This is a genomic window from Micromonospora sp. HNM0581 (genome assembly GCF_012726175.1).
In the GTDB taxonomy this organism is placed as follows: domain Bacteria; phylum Actinomycetota; class Actinomycetes; order Mycobacteriales; family Micromonosporaceae; genus Micromonospora.
The window spans coordinates 1-1,624 of sequence record NZ_JAASAD010000056.1; the positions used below are offsets into that span (position 1 = coordinate 1).

Sequence of the window (1,624 nt, forward strand, 5' to 3'; positions counted from 1 at the left end):
CAATGCCACGTAGCCTAAGTTGATCTTGGCGGTGGCTGGACCCGGTAGATGTGGATGGTCGGTGGCCGGTCGTGGCGGATGCTGGCCGGTTCGTCGGGTTTCTTGACCCGGTACTGGTTGTGGCGGGCTCGTTTGACCGCTCGGGGGCAGGTGCGTTCCCTGCGTTCGGGAATCAGGAGATCGGCGATCCGGGTCAGGTGGACCGGTAGCTGGTCAGTCCAGTCCTGAGGGGGGAATGTCCGCCGTACCGGTGGCGGTGCGGCGGATCAGGCGCAGGACCCTGGTGAACGAGACCCGGTCGGGGTCGATGTCGGCGGCGGCTGACGCCTCGGCGATCAGCGCGGTGATCGCGTGGTGGACGATCAGGTAGGCCCGGATCTCCTGATGGACCAGGTCCGGCAGGCGGGAACGCAGCACCCGGCCGGGGCCACGGAGGTGGGTCTTGAGCTGGTCGTTGCCGGTTTCCTCCTCCCAGCGCTCGTGGTACGCGGCGGCGAGTTCGTCGGCGCGGGCGTCGTGGGGGTCGACGATGCTGGTGATCAGGGTGACGACCTCGCCGGCGCCGTTACCGACCCGGTCGGGCACGGTGTACTCGACCACCCTGGCGAGGTGGACGACCGGCAGGCCCTGCTTGTCGAACGCGTCGGGAACGGTGTCGACGTCGGTCAGGTCGGCCCCGGCGCGGGCGGCCGCGAGGAGCCGATCCCGCCGGGCACCCCGGACCGTCGGCCTGATCAGGACGGTGATCCAGGTGCCGTCGGGCAGTACCCGCGCGACCGGCAGGTCGAGCTGGGTCGGTGCCCGCCACACCAGCGCCGCACCGGACGCGACGGCGGTGTCCCACGCCTGCCAGGAGTGGAACCCCCGGTCCGCGACGAGCAGCTCGTCACCGCGTAACCGCGGGTACAGCCGCTGCGCGAGGGTCTTCTCACCCACCGTGTAGGCGTCGATCTCGGCGGCGACGAAGGCGTGGGTGCCGCACTCCGCGAGGGCCACGACCCGTGCCTTCGGGTACGCCGACCGGTTCTCCCCGGACCCGGCGTAGCCGAACTCGGCCGCGTTCGCGGCGCTGTCGGGCACGTCGACGGTGAACCCGTCGATCGCCAGCAGCCGCCACCGGCGCAGGAACGACCCCCGCGCGGTGCCCAACGCGGCCACCGACGCGGTCGGGCCCGACCCGCCCGCGACCGGCCCGCACGTGCGCGCGAACACCTCGTCGAACACCCGACGGCCCAACCGTTTCCGCGCCTGGGTGATCGCGCTCGACGTCGGCACGCTCCACCCCGCGTCCCAACACCCGAACCGGTCCAACGACCCCGTGACCCGGGCCGCCACCTCGGTGTAGTCATCATCGGGGAACAACGCCAGCCCCAACGTCAGATACACGGCCACATGCGCCGGCAACTTCCCGTCCGACCGCCGCTCCCGCACCCCACACACCTCGACCGCGGCGTCGACCTCCTCCCGCGACACCCGCGAGATCAACACCCCGAGCGTGACCTGGTCCGGCCGCACCACCGCATCCACCGACATGACCCGGAATCAGAACAGCCAACCCCGTCGGCCCGCAGCCCGCCACGCCGCACCACCCGACAGCATCCACACAACCGCAGACCACACCCCA

At 71.3% G+C, this 1,624-nt stretch carries 1 protein-coding gene; it reads right to left on the reverse strand.

The features are described 5' to 3' along the window. Window positions 1–213: 213 nt before the first annotated feature. A complete protein-coding gene (locus HCA58_RS23045) occupies window positions 214–1,533 on the reverse strand; it encodes an IS4 family transposase (protein ID WP_091051791.1) in 1,320 nt (439 codons plus the stop codon). Window positions 1,534–1,624: the final 91 nt, after the last annotated feature.